The following is a 15,316-nucleotide window of genomic DNA, read 5'->3' as shown; positions in this document are numbered from 1 at the left end:
TAAAAACTATCTTTGCCAAAATTTTATAATTCATGTTTACAGTAACTGATTTTATTCCAAAAAAATATACTTCGACCATAGAAAATGGAAATTTTGAATGGAGCGCTCCCAGCAATATTGCATTAGTAAAATATTGGGGCAAAAAAGACAATCAAATTCCGGCAAATCCTTCGGTTAGTTTTACACTTAATAACTGTAAAACGATTACTAAGTTGGGATTTTCTAAGAAAAGCATTTCTCCCGACGCCTCGGGATCGCTTAGTGAAATAAACGGTTTTTCGTTTGATTTACTTTTTGAAGGAAAACCAAAAGAAGATTTCAAACCAAAAATTCAGAAGTTTTTAGAACGAATTGAAGTTTATTTACCTTTTTTAAAAGAGTATCATTTTACGATTGATACACAAAATACGTTTCCGCACAGTTCAGGAATTGCTTCTTCGGCATCAGGAATGGCAGCTTTGGCAATGAATTTTATGAGTTTAGAAAAAGCGTTAAATCCTGAAATGACAAATGAATACTTTTATCAGAAAGCATCTTTTTTAGCGCGTTTAGGGTCCGGAAGTGCTTGTCGAAGTGTAAAAGGAAATGTAGTAGTTTGGGGAGATCAGGAAAACATTAAAGGAAGTTCGGATTTATTTGGAGTTGAATTTCCATATACTATTCATGACAATTTTAAAAACTATCAGGATACTATTTTATTAGTCGATAAGGGAGAAAAACAGGTTTCTAGCACAGTTGGACATGATTTAATGCACAATCATCCTTATGCTGAAAGACGCTTTGCTCAGGCACACGAAAACCTGGATCAGTTAATTGCCATTTTCGAAAACGGAAATTTAGACGAATTTATTAAAGTTGTAGAAAGTGAAGCTTTGACTTTGCATGCAATGATGATGACATCAATGCCGTATTTTATTTTGATGAAACCAAACACTTTGCAGATCATAAATGCGATCTGGAAATTTAGGAATGAAACCCAAATTCCGGTTTGTTTCACGCTTGATGCCGGCGCAAATGTTCATGTTTTATACCCCGAAAACGTTAGCGCCAAAGTACTACAATTTATTAAGGACGAATTAGTTGTATTTTGTCAGAATGGTCAGTACATTTGCGATCAAATTGGAGACGGTGCAATTGCAATATAATTTCCGTATCTTTAATTAAAATTTTGATTATGGACATTCAATTAGAAAAACGAGAAGTGATAGATATTCTGGAAGGAACAGATGACCTTTCAATCATTTTGGCGGTCAAAAAATTGTTAACCAAAAAGAAAAAAGATTGGTGGGATGATTTAACTGAGGCGCAGAAAGAGGAAATTAAAGAAGGGGAAAGACAAATTGAACGAGGTGAATTTGTTTTGTATGAAGATATGATGAAAAAGCATCGTTAATGAAAAGAACAATAATCTTTTCAAAAAATGCAGAAAAAAGTTTATTTGAATTATTTAAGTACCTAGAAATTAAATGGTCAAAAACAGTAAAAAATAAATTTATATCAAACCTCGACAAAGTAATTTATCTAATACAAAGTGATCCTGAAATTTTCCCTAAATCGGAACTAAATATCAAATATCGCAAATGTGTGTTGTCAAAACAACAATCTATTATAAATTCAACACAAAAAGAGTAGATATAATTACATTTTTTGACACCAGACAAGACCCAAATAAAATAAAGAAAGACATTAAATAAATATGAAAGGACCATTATTTTACTCAAAAATATTACTCTTTGGAGAATACGGAATCATCCGCGACTCTAAAGGACTTTCTATTCCTTATAATTTTTACAATGGTGCTTTGAAAAAAATCGAAGATCCTTCGACTGAAGCAATAGCATCAAACGCAAGTTTAAGACGTTACACAACCTATCTTGAAGCTTTACAAAATGAGCAGCCTGATTTGGTTTCTTTTGATTTGCTAACTTTAAAAAATGATGTTGAAACTGGTATGTATTTTGACTCAAGTATTCCGCAAGGATACGGAGTTGGCAGTAGCGGCGCACTTGTAGCGGCTATTTATGATAAATATGCTACACATAAAATAACGGTTTTAGAGAATTTGACTCGCGAAAAACTGTTACAGTTAAAAAATATATTTGCTCAAATGGAGAGTTTTTTCCACGGAAAAAGTTCTGGTTTAGATCCTTTAAACAGCTATTTAAGCATTCCAATTTTAATTAATTCTAAGGATAATATTGAAGCAACCGGTATTCCGACTCAAAGTTTTGACGGAAAAGGCGCTGTCTTTTTATTAGATTCAGGAATTGTAGGCGAAACAGCCCCAATGGTAAGCATTTTTATGGAAAACCTAAAAGACAAAGGTTTCCGTGCAATGCTTAAGAACCAATTTGTAAAATATACTGATGCCTGCGTAGAAAACTTTTTGCATGGCGACATGAAATCGTTATTTACCAATACTAAAAAGCTCTCAAAAGTCGTTTTAAATAACTTTAAGCCAATGATTCCTGAACAATTTCACGGAATATGGCAAAACGGAATTGACACAAATGATTATTACCTAAAACTTTGCGGTTCTGGCGGAGGTGGTTACATTCTTGGTTTTACTGAGGATTTAGAGCGCGCAAAAGCATCTTTAAAAGATTATAAATTAGAGGTTGTTTACCAATTTTAAAATTTAAACTTCTTTAAAAACCAAGCTTATTGAATACGCTTTTAATAGAAATCATCACCTGAAAGTTTAATATGAATAATATTTTAAAGATTATCAAAACAACTTTTTTAGGTGGAATTCTGTTTCTGGCGCCGTTAGTTTTATTACTGATTATTCTTGAAAAAGGATATCACATAATTCAGAAAATCACGCTTCCGATTATAAGCCATTTCCCAAAAGTAAAATTTTTAGGATTGGCGATTGAAGAAATAGCAGCGATATTAATTATCTTCATTCTTTGTATTTCTGCTGGTTTAATTGCTAAAACAGCGTATGCAAAAAAACTGATTCAGAGATTAGAAAACGGAATTTTAAGTTTTGTTCCCGGTTATTCGTTTATGAAAAAAACGAATGAAAACATCATGGGTTTTGAATCTAATGAAAACTTAAAAGTTGTCTTAGTTCCTACAGACGCAGGTTTGCAATTTGCTTTTTTGATCGAGGAGATAAACGAAAACAACTTTGCAGTATTTGTTCCCGCGGCACCAAATCCATGGAGTGGTTCTGTTTGCTTTGTAGAAAAAAAAGACATCAAAGAAGTTGACATTTCTCAAAAAGAAGCATTAGCTTGCATTCGGAAATTAGGTTTTGGTTCGAAAGCATTACTAAAAAACAAGCTTTAATGTTTTTATTCTTAAACTCTAAATTAAAACAAGCGCTAAATTAAACCCCAAACTAACTTTAAAAAATGTTAAGCAGACAGCATAAACTTTTAGTAATGAAAATTGTTAGTTTGTTCTCAGTAGTGAGAGGTTACAACATTCCTATTATTGTTTTAGCACAATATTTATCTGCTATTTTTATATTGGCACCGGAAAAAAGAGCACTTGATATTTTACTTGATCTCAACTTATTTTTTATTGTATTTGCCTCAGCGATTACTATTGCTTCAGGTTATATTATTAATAATTTTTATGACAGTCAGAAGGATTTAATTAATAGACCTAATAAATCAATGTTAGATAGATTGGTAAGTCAAAAGACAAAACTTTCTGTTTATTTTGCGCTTAATTTCATTGCTGCTTTAATGGCTTTGATTGTTTCCTGGCGTGCTTTTTTATTCTTTTCTGCCTATATTTTCCTGATTTGGTTTTACTCTCATAAAATAAAAAAATATCCAATTGTTGGTAATCTTACTGCAGCTTTTTTAGCTGTTTTACCATTTTTTGCGATTCTGCTATATTTCTACAACAAAATTTTATTTGAAGAAATTGAGGATCATATGAGTCATTTTATGGTAATTTCGGCGCATGCGGTTTTCTTGTTTTTATTATTGTTGATTCGTGAAATGATTAAAGATCTTGAAAATTTAAAAGGTGATCTCGCCAACAATTACAGAACAATTCCGATAATTTATAATGAAACGGTTTCTAAGCAAATTATCACTGTTTTGACGATATTAACGATTATTCCGGTTTATATCTTAATCAACATTTATGATGTAGGTTATATGGATATTTACTTTTATGTATGTTTTGCAGTTTTATTATTTTTCCTGATTTATTTATGGAAATCAAATTCTAAGGAGCAGTTTTTGTTATTGCACAATGTGCTTAAATTTTTGATTGTTTCAGGTGTTTGCTGTATTGTATTGATTAATCCGAGTGTTTTATGGCATGGCAAAAACTTGCTTTTAAAGTTCTAAAAATAGCCCACAGATTATGCGGATTTAGGCAGATCTACACAGATTTCTTTATTTTACCTTTGTGAACTTGGCGTATCTCTCTGCGAAATAGCTTTGTTTAAAATGTTTAAAAGAATCCAATTGTTTGAATTTAGCCCCGATTGAAATGGAAATCCTTTTATTTTTTCTTTAAAAATAAAAGATTGAAATGAAAAGCGGGAAAAAATGTCTAAAAAAAGCCCATTGTAATGCTCCAGCAACTCTAAAAATTAATAGCTATTAATCTAAGAACAATGAACTTAGGATTATTTAGCAAGAATAAACTATCTTTGCACAAATTACAGAATTTATGAACAATAAGGAAGGCAATAATAAAGGAGGCGGATCGAGACCAAATAGCTCAAGATCAAACTCTAACAAGCCAAAACCTCCTATGGCGAAGCGCGCTCAAGGGCCAAAAAAAGTGAAACCTGCTGTTAAGGCTGCCGAAGAAGAAAAGGCTGAAAAAATCAAAAAACAGAATCAGGCTCCAAAAAGACAAAAAGCTGCAGACGAAATTCGTTTGAACAAATACATCTCTAATTCTGGAGCTTGTTCACGTCGTGATGCTGATATATACATTCAGTCTGGAAACGTTAAAGTAAACGGTATTCCGGTAACTGAAATGGGTTATTTAGTAAAATTAAATGATGTTATTAATTTTGATGGGGTTGTGTTAACTCCTGAAAAGAAAGAATACATCTTGTTGAACAAACCTAAAAACTTTACAACAGCTCTTGACGAAGGTCAGGAATACCGTAACGTTCTTGAACTTGTTCGTGGTTCTACAACAGCAAAAATTGCTCCGATTGGTAGAATGGACAAAAACACAACTGGTTTATTGTTATTTACAAACGATACAGATATGATTCGTAAATTTACTTTACCGACTCAAAAATCATCTAAAATCTATCAGGTTTCATTAGATAAAAACTTGAAATTCGAGGATTTAGAAAAAATAAGCAAAGGTTTAGTTCTTGACGGACATCGCGTATTTGTTGAAGAAGTTAGTTATATTGAGAAAGAAGCAAAAAGCGAAGTGGGTCTTAAATTACGTTCATCAAATGTAAAAGTGGTTCGTGCGATTTTTGAAAACTTTGATTATGATGTTTTACGTATTGATCGTGTCTCATTTGCTGGTTTGACCAAAAAGAATTTACCCAGAGGTAACTGGCGCTTTTTGACCGACCAAGAAGTTATCAATTTGAAAAACGTTTAAGAAACACTTCAAATTACTTAAATATAAATCCTGTTTTACTTTTGTAAAATGGGATTTTTTATTTAGAAACTGAAAAAGTTGTGACCAAATAAGGTAAAAATTGATCTTCCGATGGATTGATTTTTTTCTTCGACTGTTTCAAAACATGAAAAACCAAGGATGATTTTGATTCCCGGTGGAATGCTATTTAAAATATCTCTTTTTTGATCGTCTAACAGTAATTTTAAACTGTCTAAAAGTTGGATATTATTTTTAAGATAAGATATAACTAATAAGGCTGAAAAATTTAGGATCTCTCTTGCAGTCTCGCTTTTAATTCCGACTTCGTTTGAAATCATTTCAGAAATTCGTCCTTTTTTATTAGTAAAAATTTCTTTCAGCAAATCGTTTCCTTCTAAACGGTAACAATCATCTACTGCTAAAATTCGGCCAGATGTAAAATCGACTTCCTGATAAAATGTCGAATCTTCCTGCAGAAGCGAAATCATTCCTTTGCAAAAATCCGATTCCTCGGTTCGATTATACAACCCCATTAAAACTGTACCTATTGAAACATCGATTCCCTTGATTAAAAGGGCATCATTTTCAAAATAAAATTTGTTCAATTTCGAAACAACATTAGAAGAAATAAAACGTCTAAGTTCAATTTGTAGGTTTGGGGTCATACTTAAATTGTTTTAAAAATTATTTAAATCTATTCAAAATAACCGATAAAGTGAGGCTTTTTATCGTTTATCAGGATAAAAATATAAAATATTTTAACATTTCCAAAAAAACAAGTCAAAAATACAATTGTACAATTAACAGTTGTTTAACGAAAAAACCAAGTAGAACCAGTAAACATAACCCTTTAGGTATCAATTCAAAGTGAAAATAATTTTTCCTAAAATTATAAAAAATAAGAAAAAAGCTTAATCTCTGTTACATAATTAAAACAAAAGGTTTCGATATTCCCATGTTGTATGTAAAAATATGCCTAGAAAAATGATACAAAACATAAAATTGATAAAACTCGATGCCAAAAAACCAAGTAATGAACCCGTAGCAGCTTTTAATGCCCACTTATGATTTTTAGAATCGTAAATTAATTCTCCTATAAAAGCCCCAACAAAAGGACCAATGATAACTCCAAAAGGTATAGGAGCCAGAATACCAACAATTAACCCAATATTTGTACCCCAAATTCCGTAAGAGCTTCCGCCAAATTTCTTCGTCCCTTTTGCCGGAATTACATAATCCAGAACTGTAATAATTATCGTTATCACAAGAGTAATTCCTAAAATCCAGTAATTATTTTCGACCGCTTTTGTCATATACAACAAGAGCAAACCCACCCAACAACTGGATAAACCTGGTACAACAGGCAGAAAACTTCCAAAAACCCCAACAATCATACATATAAAACCAAGTAGCAACAAAAGTAAATCCATATTTTTTTTGTAATTTTGCACCTACAAATTCCCAGTAAAAAACCAGTTAATGCGTAGACTTTTTCAATTAGTATTATTATTTTCTTTGATAATTATAATCAATGAAAGCAGCTATGCGCAAGTTAAAAAACTTTATATAGATGATCAATTACTTCAGGATAGCATATATAAAAGTAATAAGAAAAAAGTTTTAAATTTTTCTATGAAAGAATTTGATACTCTTTTCTTTGAATACTTTAAGCGCAAAAATGATGCAAATGTTGTTTTAACAAAAAAAGACTTTTATACTTACACGGTTCAAATTGCAACTTTTTCAGATCGATTATCCACTTTATATCCTGAAGAAAAAGAAGTTGCAGCACAAAACAAAGAAAAATGGCTTTCAGAAAGCTATGAAGATTATCTTGGATACAAAGCTTCTCAAAAAAAATAATTGTATTTTTATAACGTTATTTTAGTTTATCAATTCAACATCAAAATCTTGAAGCAGTTTTTCCTTTTTTTAGTTATTTTATTTTTCAATTCTTGTCAATATTTTGAGAAGCAGGTTCCGTCTGAAAAAGAATTACTTCAAAAAGAATTAAAATCAATCAACTGGAAAGAAGTTGATGAATATCCATCAGTATCCAATTGCGAAAAAATTGCCGATAAAAAACTGCGCCAGCAATGTTTTTTTCAGGTGATGGCACAACTTATTCAGGAAAAATTAGATATTGATACACTTTCGATATTATATCCGGAACTTGATACAATTGATGTAAAAGTGACCGTTTTCCCTAATGCCACTATGCAATTTGAACCACAATTCCCTAAGGATTCCGTTGCTTATGACACCATCAAAATCGACAGTATTTTACGCGCTCGTTTAGTTGATTTCCCAAAAGTAAATCCTGCTTTAAAACGCGGACTTCCAGTAAAAACCCAATTTATTTTACCTGTGATTTTAAAGGTTAAAGAAAAGAAATAGTTTTTTTGACCACATAAGTGATATAAGTTCATTTAAATTAGCGGTTAAGACTTTATTCTTATTGGAGTTTTCAGGAGCTATTTCCTGCTATCCGCTTGTATCTTTTCCTTGCTAAAGAAGCAAGAAAAAGGATACCGCTTCTATCAGGGCTATAACTCTCATTTTCATAAGAAATTTACTTTTATCGTATCATTTATCATCATTTAAATCACGAGAAATCACACTAGTAACTCGACAAAGATTGGTAAATTTAGGTACGGAATTACTTGTGTGATTTCTCCCTTCGGTCTGAATGACAAACTTTGTGTTTCACTTTGCGCGACTTCGACTACGCCTAGTCTGACAAAAAATGAGAAAAAAAAACAATTTAAATCTGTGTCTTCGCGAAACGAATCCGCGTCACCCGCGTTCCGTCACTATTTCCCGAATCTTCTTCCTTTCCACTCATAAGAACCAAATAAACTATATAACGCCACACCAACACTGAAAAAAGGGTAGAACAAACTACTTAAAACCAAGTTTTTAATTCTTGTTTTAGTCAAAAATTGGTTTGTTTTATAAAGTAATATAAAGTCAATTATGAACTTTGAAAAAGCAAACAAAAAGAAGAATTGATAATGCAAGAATCTGAGTAAAAAAAATAAAAATCCAATTACAAAACTTAAATTTCCAAAGAAAACAATCAATCCTAAAATCTTTCCGAAATTACTTTGATATGACGTAGTTTTTGCTGCCCAACGAACTCTTTGATAAAATAAAGACTTCCAGTTTTCTGTTGGTTTTGTACTTACAATTGCTTCCTCTGATTTTAAATAATGGACTTGATCCGGAAATAAATTTGCCGCTTTTTGTAATAAAAAAACATCATCTCCGCTTGCAATTTTATCATTTCCATCAAATCCATTTAGTTTTTTGAAAAACCTTTTCGTATACGCAAAATTAGCTCCGTTACACATAAAAGCTTTTTTAAGTCCAAAACTTCCAATCGTTGCGCCTTGTAAACTTATTAAATCTAATTGCTGAAAGTGATGCAAAAATGAATTTTCGCATTCATAAGTAACTGCGCCCGCAAGCATTGAAACATCATTCTGCTGAATGTAATTATCAAATGTTAAAAGCCAATTTTCAGGAACCAAACAATCAGCATCTGTAGTAATTATCCAATCTGATTTTACGTGTTGCATTGCTGTTGAAATAGCATCTTTTTTAGGCGAATTAGAAATCCTAATATTATCGATTATCGAAACTTGGAATTTGGAATTTAAAATTTGGAATTTCTCGTTCGAATTATCGTCCACCAAAATCACTTCAAACAAATCTTCCGGATAATTAAGTGCTGAAAAACTCCGTAAAAGATTCGGCAAATTTTCGGCTTCATTTCTAAATGGAACTATAATCGTAAAACTAGTATGAGGATTTAAGTTTGTTTTTTTATATGTTTTTACTTTGGTAAAGCCATAAATAAGCAATGCAATAGCAATTATATAAATGGTCAATATGATTCCTAGAACCCAAATCATTTTACATTTTTTGTTTTAAAATTCAGCACATAATATGCTCCAATTATAACTGGTAAAACCACATTAAGAAACCACATTAAAGTACTGATAAAAACTACAATCCATTCATTAACACCTAAAATACCGAAGAAATAAATCGCCACACTTCCTTTTACAGCAAAATCTAAAAACTGAAAAGTAGGCAATGAAGATGCTAAAAAATAAACTACAGCAATTGTCGCAATCAGAGTAAAATATGGCAAATGAACATCAAAAGCCAGAAACAAAAAGTAATATTGATGTGAGAAAACCAAATAACGCAAAGTTCCTAAAACAATATTTTTACGATGAATTGGTTTTGGGATTTCATTAATCTTATGTAATAACTTTTCAATCGAATATCCTTTGATTTTAATTTTCTTCAGAGAAAACAAAACGATAAAAAGCAAGACAAAAATTCCAAATAAAACAGCAACGGTTTGGGTTGTAATTACTTCATATTTTGCATTGAAATATAGCAACCCGAAAATCCCGAAAATTACGGTTAAAATCATTTGGATTCCATTACAGATCAAGTTCAGGAAAACCACTTTCTTCGCTTCCGACTTGGGATAAAACAACGCTTTTCCTGCATACTCTCCTACTCCGTTTGGCGTGAAAATTCCAGCTGTTAGCGCAGCTAGAACTTGTTTTGTAGCTTCTCCAAGAGAAATTTCATGAATTACTTTGGCTAAATTCTGCCACTTTAAAATTTCGAAATAGCGATTCAAAATACTCAAAAGTAATATAAACCCAATTCCTAAAACTGACTGATTTTTACGAAACAATGTAATAAACTTTTGCCAATCCAGTTTATCATTGTGCGCCAATTGATTATAAATAAAATAAAATGCACCGCCTATAATCAAAAGTTTGATTAGAAGAACAAGGAATTGTTTAGCTTTGTGAGGAATTAAAATCATGCTGCAAAGTAAAGGAAAAACTATTACACAGAGTCACGCAAAGCCCCACAGAGTTTCGCAAAGATTTTATACACGATAATAGAAAATTAAACTTTGTGAATCTTCGAGTTTCTTCGTGAATCTCTGTGTAATTACAAAAAATGACAAAAGAACGCATCATATTGGGTATTGACCCGGGAACAACCATCATGGGTTTTGGATTGATAAAAGTTATCAATAAAAAAATGGAATTTTTGCAATTAAACGAGTTGCAGCTTTCCAAATATGACAATCATTACCAAAAACTAAAAATTATTTTTGAGCGTACAATCGAATTAATCGAAACGCATCATCCTGACGAAATTGCAATTGAAGCTCCTTTCTTTGGTAAAAACGTACAATCGATGCTTAAATTAGGTCGCGCGCAAGGTGTTGCAATGGCAGCGGGACTTTCAAGAGATATCCCGATTACCGAATACGAACCTAAAAAGATAAAAATGGCAATAACCGGAAATGGAAATGCCAGTAAAGAACAAGTAGCTAAAATGCTGCAACAGCTTTTAGGATTGAAAGAATTACCTAAAAATCTCGATTCAACTGATGGTTTAGCTGCCGCGGTTTGTCATTTTTTTAATTCGGGAAAAATCGTCGCCGGAAAAAATTATACAGGTTGGGATGCTTTTGTAAAACAAAATGAAGAGCGAGTTAAAAAATAGTTTTCAGTCTCGGTCGCAGTTTACAGTTAAACTGAGATTGAAAACTGAGACTGAAAACTGAAAACTAAAAAATGTCCGGAATATACATTCACATACCATTCTGTAAGCAGGCTTGTCATTATTGCGACTTTCATTTTTCAACTTCAATGAAAAAGAAAGACGACATGGTTTTGGCTTTAGCCAAAGAAATAATCATGCGCAAAAATGAGCTTCTCGACTCTGCTGGAAATGAAAACCAAATTGAAACCATATATTTTGGCGGAGGAACTCCATCGGTTTTAAGCAATGACGAAATAAATTTTTTAATTTCAGAAGTTTATAAAAATTATAAAGTTGTAGAAAATCCTGAAATTACGCTGGAAGCAAATCCTGATGATTTATCTACAGAACGAATTATTGAATTGTCTAAAAGCCTAATAAACCGTTTAAGCATTGGAATTCAGTCTTTTTATGAAGAAGATTTAAAGATGATGAATCGTGCTCATAATTCGGCGGAAGCCATAAATTGTTTGACAGAAGCCACTAAATATTTCGATAATATTTCGCTCGATTTAATTTACGGAATCCCGGGTTTGACGGACGAAATGTGGAGAAAAAATATTGAAATCGCCTTAAGTTTTGGCATTCCGCATATTTCAAGTTATGCTTTAACGGTTGAACCAAAAACGGCTTTGAGAAAACTAATTGATACCGGAAAAATTGCCGAACCGCAAGATGAAGTCGCTTCGAATCATTTTATGATTCTGGTTGAAATGCTTCAAAAAAGCGGATTTATTCATTACGAATTATCGAATTTCGGAAAGGAAAATTATTTCTCAAAAAATAATTCGGCGTATTGGTTAGGCAAAAAATATATTGGTATCGGACCTTCGGCACATAGTTATGATGGCGAAAAAAGAGGTTGGAATATTGCTAATAATTCTCTTTATCTAAAATCTATTCAGGAAAATATTTTACCTATAGAAACCGAAACTTTATCAAAATCTGATCGTTATAACGAATATATAATGACAGGATTAAGAACAATTTGGGGCGTTTCGTTAGAACGAATTGAAACTGAATTTGGCTTGGATTATTGGAATTATCTCAAAAAACAAAGTCAGAAATTCTTAAATGATGATTTGCTTTTCATTGAAAATAATATTTTAAAACCAACCGCAAAAGGAAAATTTTTAACGGATGGAATTGCAAGTGATCTGTTTTACTTAAATTTGGAAGACTAAAATTAGCCAACGAAGCACAAAGGCGCAAATTATTTAAACTTTGTGACTTAGCGTCTTTGCGGCATAAAACCCTAATTTGTGTTAGCAAAAATAAACAACTTCGAAATAGACTTATCAAAACCCATTGATATTTCGATTCCATTAACAAATACAGACGAAAATCCGATTGCCTGGTATATTGAAAAACCAGTTATTGAACCCGTGGTTTTTGGCGATTGGATCGGGAAAGTTTCTGAAGGGAAATCATCGACAAACTTCAATAATATTTTCTTCAATCCGCATGGACACGGAACGCACACGGAATGTTTGGGCCATATCACAAATGACTTTTACAGTATTAATCAATCTTTAAAGCAATTTTTCTTCTTTGCAAAACTGATTACGATTGAACCTGAAAAAATTGGGGATGATTTTGTGATCACGAAAGAGTTAGTTGAAAAAGCAATGCGCACTTCGACTTCGCTCAGTGGGACAAACTTGGAAGCAATTATCATTCGTACACTTCCCAACCAAAAAGAAAAAAAATCCAGAAAATACTCGAATACAAATCCGCCTTATTTGTCTGAAGAAGCCGCGATTTTTATCCGCGAAAGCAAAATTCAGCATTTATTAATTGATTTGCCCAGTGTTGACAAGGAACATGATGAAGGAAAATTACTGGCGCACAAAGCATTTTGGAATGTAAAAGATACTCTGCACTTAAATCCAGATGCAAGATTAAATGCTACAATAACCGAAATGATTTTTGTTCCGGGTGAAATCGAAGATGGAGATTATATACTAAATCTTCAAATTGCTTCGTTTGAAAATGATGCAAGTCCAAGCAAACCAATTCTATATAAGATTATATAAAAAAGTTCGCCACGAATTACACTAGTTTGCACTAATTTTTATATGCAAAAACAGAAAAAAATAATTCGTGATATTTCGTGTAATTCGTGGCAAAAAAAACAATACTATGATTAACGTTTCAACAGATAAAACAAAACTTGATGTTCCTTTTATACAAAACTTTTTAAAGGATATTTATTGGGCTGCCGGACGAACTATTGAGGAAGTTCAAACTACAATTGATGCTTCGGTTTGTTTTGGAATTTACTTAAACGACAAACAAATTGGCTTTGCCAGAGTAATTACTGATTATGTGGTTTTTGGCTATGTAATGGATGTTTTTATTGCCGAAGGATATCGTGGAAAAGGATATTCGTCTGTTTTAATCGATGCAATGATGAAGGAACCCATTCTTAAAAATATTCAGATTTGGAGATTGGCTACAACCGATGCTCATTTTTTATATCGTAAATTTGGTTTTACCCAATTAGAACATCCTGAAAAATTAATGGAGAAAAAACTATGATGAAAACTGCTATTAAACTTGAAGAATTTGGTTTATTTGTTCTGGGAATTTATTTATTTAGCCTTTTAAATTATCAATGGTGGTGGTTTTTGGTTTTGATCCTCGCACCGGATCTTTCTATGATTGGTTATGCCTTTGGAAATAAAGCAGGCGCTTTATTCTACAACGTATTTCATCATAAAGGAATTTCCGTTTTACTTTATATAGCAGGTTGTTATTTTCAAATTGAAATTTTACAGCTTATTGGAATTATTCTATTTTCGCATTCAGCTATGGATCGGATTTTTGGTTATGGCTTGAAATATGAAAAAGGTTTTAAATACACACATTTAGGTGAAATTGGTAAATAAAAAATGATATGAATCTGGAAACGTATTATGAATATTGTCTTTCAAAAAAAGGAGTCAGTGAACATTTTCCTTTTGATGAAGATACTTTGGTGTTTAAAGTGGGCGGAAAAATGTTTGCTTTGTCCTCCTTATCTCAATGGGAGAAAAATGAAGCTTCGGTCAATTTAAAATGTGATCCTGAACGCGCTGAGGAATTACGGGCAGAATATGATGAGATAAAACCAGGCTTTCATATGAGCAAAGTGCATTGGAACACAATTGCTTTAAACGGAAGTTTACCGACTGCTTTTGTCAAGGAATTGATCGACCACTCATATGAATTGGTTTTCAAAAGTTTGACAAAGAAAATTCAGAATGAAATTATTGAATTAGAAAATTAGGCATTACATTTGCAACGTAAGATAAAAAACTTAACCACTCAATTAATTTGCAACTTAGCAACTTATAGAACATGAAAGAACAATTTAAAAAATTTCTGAACGAAGAACAAGATCCAAAAGCGATTGAAAAAATCACTTCAAAACTCAATGATTTATTGATGAAAGGTGAAGAAATTGGATATATTGCTGTTCAAAAAAAACCGGCAATTACTGTTTTTCCTGATAGTATTGTATTAACAAATAAAAGAATCATCATTTGTGAGCCTAAAAACTTAGGCCTTTCAATGAATTTTACAGATTATACCTGGGATGCTGTCGCTGGTGCTTTTGTAAAAGAAAACATTTTAGGTTCTGAATTCTCATTTAACACCAATACTGATTTATCGATTTCTATTGATTATATTCCGAAGATTCAGGCCAGAAAAATATATACTTACGCAAAAGAGCAATTGGATTTACTTAAGAATCCTGCTTTTGCCGAAACTCCAATTGTAGAAACTGCACAAATTATTGAAGAAGAAGATGATCTTGAAGATGAAGTTGAAGAAGTTGAAGCTGAAGAAGTAACGAATTATGCTGAAATTATGCCGGCAACCATACCTTCTTACACAGAAACTTATGAGCCAATTCAACAAACTCAACCTTCAACGGGAGATCGAAAATTAAGCGATTTATCTAAAGAAGAACTTTTTGATAAATTACAGAATTATAAAAAACTGCTTGATAATGGTTTAATCATGCAAGGTGAATATGATTCTTATAAAAAAGAAATATTGAGTTACATGTAAATTTATTCTGAAAGTCAAAAGTCATAAAGTCACAAGAAAGCCCGAGATAGAAATTCTATTTCGGGCTTTTACTTTTATATATTCAAAGTGACTTTCAGACTGACTTTAA

General features: G+C 31.9%; 20 protein-coding genes. 16 read left to right on the top strand and 4 right to left on the bottom strand.

Annotation, left to right across the window (positions count from 1 at the left end; translation table 11 throughout):
* The first annotated feature begins 32 nt into the window (after positions 1 to 32).
* The 7 genes from ACHZDT_RS19515 (at position 33) to ACHZDT_RS19485 (ending at position 5,556) form a co-directional block, all read left to right on the top strand.
* Positions 33 to 1,145: a diphosphomevalonate/mevalonate 3,5-bisphosphate decarboxylase family protein gene (locus ACHZDT_RS19515; protein WP_394776371.1), complete on the top strand. Its 1,113-nt coding sequence runs from the start codon at positions 33 to 35 to the stop codon at positions 1,143 to 1,145.
* A gap of 29 nt (positions 1,146 to 1,174) precedes the next feature.
* Complete coding sequence (locus ACHZDT_RS19510; protein WP_394776370.1) at positions 1,175 to 1,393, top strand: hypothetical protein; 219 nt, start codon at positions 1,175 to 1,177, stop codon at positions 1,391 to 1,393.
* The gene (locus tag ACHZDT_RS19505) at positions 1,393 to 1,632 is read left to right on the top strand and encodes a type II toxin-antitoxin system RelE/ParE family toxin (RefSeq protein ID WP_394776369.1); all 240 of its coding nucleotides are present in this window, start codon (positions 1,393 to 1,395) and stop codon (positions 1,630 to 1,632) included. The genes ACHZDT_RS19510 and ACHZDT_RS19505 overlap by 1 nt, the downstream gene beginning before the upstream one ends.
* A gap of 64 nt (positions 1,633 to 1,696) precedes the next feature.
* The gene (locus tag ACHZDT_RS19500) at positions 1,697 to 2,635 is read left to right on the top strand and encodes a mevalonate kinase (protein ID WP_394776368.1); all 939 of its coding nucleotides are present in this window, start codon (positions 1,697 to 1,699) and stop codon (positions 2,633 to 2,635) included.
* 71 nt (positions 2,636 to 2,706) lie between these two features.
* Positions 2,707 to 3,297: a DUF502 domain-containing protein gene (locus ACHZDT_RS19495; RefSeq protein WP_394776367.1), complete on the top strand. Its 591-nt coding sequence runs from the start codon at positions 2,707 to 2,709 to the stop codon at positions 3,295 to 3,297.
* Positions 3,298 to 3,362: 65 nt separating this feature from the next.
* Entirely contained in the window at positions 3,363 to 4,319 is a 957-nt protein-coding gene (locus ACHZDT_RS19490; protein ID WP_394776366.1) for a geranylgeranylglycerol-phosphate geranylgeranyltransferase, read from the top strand.
* Positions 4,320 to 4,647: 328 nt separating this feature from the next.
* Entirely contained in the window at positions 4,648 to 5,556 is a 909-nt protein-coding gene (locus ACHZDT_RS19485) for a pseudouridine synthase (RefSeq protein WP_394776364.1), read from the top strand.
* A gap of 62 nt (positions 5,557 to 5,618) precedes the next feature.
* Here the strand turns inward: ACHZDT_RS19485 and ACHZDT_RS19480 are convergent, their stop codons facing one another.
* Positions 5,619 to 6,221, bottom strand: a complete 603-nt coding sequence (locus tag ACHZDT_RS19480) for a DUF937 domain-containing protein (protein ID WP_394776363.1) — start codon at positions 6,219 to 6,221, stop codon at positions 5,619 to 5,621.
* A gap of 264 nt (positions 6,222 to 6,485) precedes the next feature.
* Positions 6,486 to 6,986, bottom strand: a complete 501-nt coding sequence (locus tag ACHZDT_RS19475; RefSeq protein WP_394776362.1) for a DUF456 domain-containing protein — start codon at positions 6,984 to 6,986, stop codon at positions 6,486 to 6,488.
* A 49-nt stretch (positions 6,987 to 7,035) separates the two neighbouring features.
* On the opposite strand from ACHZDT_RS19475, the gene ACHZDT_RS19470 reads away from it, so the two are divergent.
* A complete protein-coding gene (locus ACHZDT_RS19470) occupies positions 7,036 to 7,419 on the top strand; it encodes a hypothetical protein (RefSeq protein ID WP_394776361.1) in 384 nt (127 codons plus the stop codon).
* A 48-nt stretch (positions 7,420 to 7,467) separates the two neighbouring features.
* Positions 7,468 to 7,953, top strand: coding sequence for a hypothetical protein (locus ACHZDT_RS19465; RefSeq protein WP_394776360.1), 486 nt, complete (start codon positions 7,468 to 7,470; stop codon positions 7,951 to 7,953).
* A 416-nt stretch (positions 7,954 to 8,369) separates the two neighbouring features.
* Here the strand turns inward: ACHZDT_RS19465 and ACHZDT_RS19460 are convergent, their stop codons facing one another.
* Positions 8,370 to 9,473 carry a glycosyltransferase gene (locus ACHZDT_RS19460; protein ID WP_394776359.1) on the bottom strand — a complete coding sequence of 368 codons (1,104 nt, stop codon included), beginning with the start codon at positions 9,471 to 9,473 and terminating at the stop codon, positions 8,370 to 8,372.
* A complete protein-coding gene (locus tag ACHZDT_RS19455) occupies positions 9,470 to 10,414 on the bottom strand; it encodes a hypothetical protein (protein ID WP_394776358.1) in 945 nt (314 codons plus the stop codon). The genes ACHZDT_RS19460 and ACHZDT_RS19455 overlap by 4 nt, the downstream gene beginning before the upstream one ends.
* A 140-nt stretch (positions 10,415 to 10,554) precedes the next feature.
* Between ACHZDT_RS19455 and ruvC the strand changes: the two genes are divergently transcribed.
* From ruvC to ACHZDT_RS19420, 7 genes are all read left to right on the top strand, one after another.
* Entirely contained in the window at positions 10,555 to 11,109 is a 555-nt protein-coding gene (ruvC, locus tag ACHZDT_RS19450) for a crossover junction endodeoxyribonuclease RuvC (protein ID WP_394776357.1), read from the top strand.
* A gap of 71 nt (positions 11,110 to 11,180) precedes the next feature.
* Positions 11,181 to 12,332, top strand: a complete 1,152-nt coding sequence (hemW, locus tag ACHZDT_RS19445) for a radical SAM family heme chaperone HemW (RefSeq protein ID WP_394776355.1) — start codon at positions 11,181 to 11,183, stop codon at positions 12,330 to 12,332.
* Between the two features lie 78 nt (positions 12,333 to 12,410).
* A complete protein-coding gene (locus tag ACHZDT_RS19440) occupies positions 12,411 to 13,184 on the top strand; it encodes a cyclase family protein (protein ID WP_394776354.1) in 774 nt (257 codons plus the stop codon).
* A gap of 106 nt (positions 13,185 to 13,290) precedes the next feature.
* Entirely contained in the window at positions 13,291 to 13,689 is a 399-nt protein-coding gene (locus ACHZDT_RS19435; protein WP_394776353.1) for a GNAT family N-acetyltransferase, read from the top strand.
* Positions 13,689 to 14,039 carry a DUF4260 domain-containing protein gene (locus ACHZDT_RS19430; protein ID WP_394776441.1) on the top strand — a complete coding sequence of 117 codons (351 nt, stop codon included), beginning with the start codon at positions 13,689 to 13,691 and terminating at the stop codon, positions 14,037 to 14,039. The genes ACHZDT_RS19435 and ACHZDT_RS19430 overlap by 1 nt, the downstream gene beginning before the upstream one ends.
* Before the next feature lie 8 nt (positions 14,040 to 14,047).
* Positions 14,048 to 14,419 carry an MmcQ/YjbR family DNA-binding protein gene (locus ACHZDT_RS19425; RefSeq protein ID WP_394776352.1) on the top strand — a complete coding sequence of 124 codons (372 nt, stop codon included), beginning with the start codon at positions 14,048 to 14,050 and terminating at the stop codon, positions 14,417 to 14,419.
* Between the two features lie 71 nt (positions 14,420 to 14,490).
* Positions 14,491 to 15,207 carry a PH domain-containing protein gene (locus ACHZDT_RS19420; protein ID WP_394776351.1) on the top strand — a complete coding sequence of 239 codons (717 nt, stop codon included), beginning with the start codon at positions 14,491 to 14,493 and terminating at the stop codon, positions 15,205 to 15,207.
* The last annotated feature ends 109 nt before the right edge of the window (positions 15,208 to 15,316 follow it).

It is taken from the genome of Flavobacterium sp., from assembly GCF_043722275.1.
In the GTDB taxonomy this organism is placed as follows: Bacteria; Bacteroidota; Bacteroidia; order Flavobacteriales; family Flavobacteriaceae; genus Flavobacterium.
The sequence above is the reverse complement of the archived record's forward strand: the minus strand, read 5'-3'. Positions and strand labels throughout refer to the sequence as shown.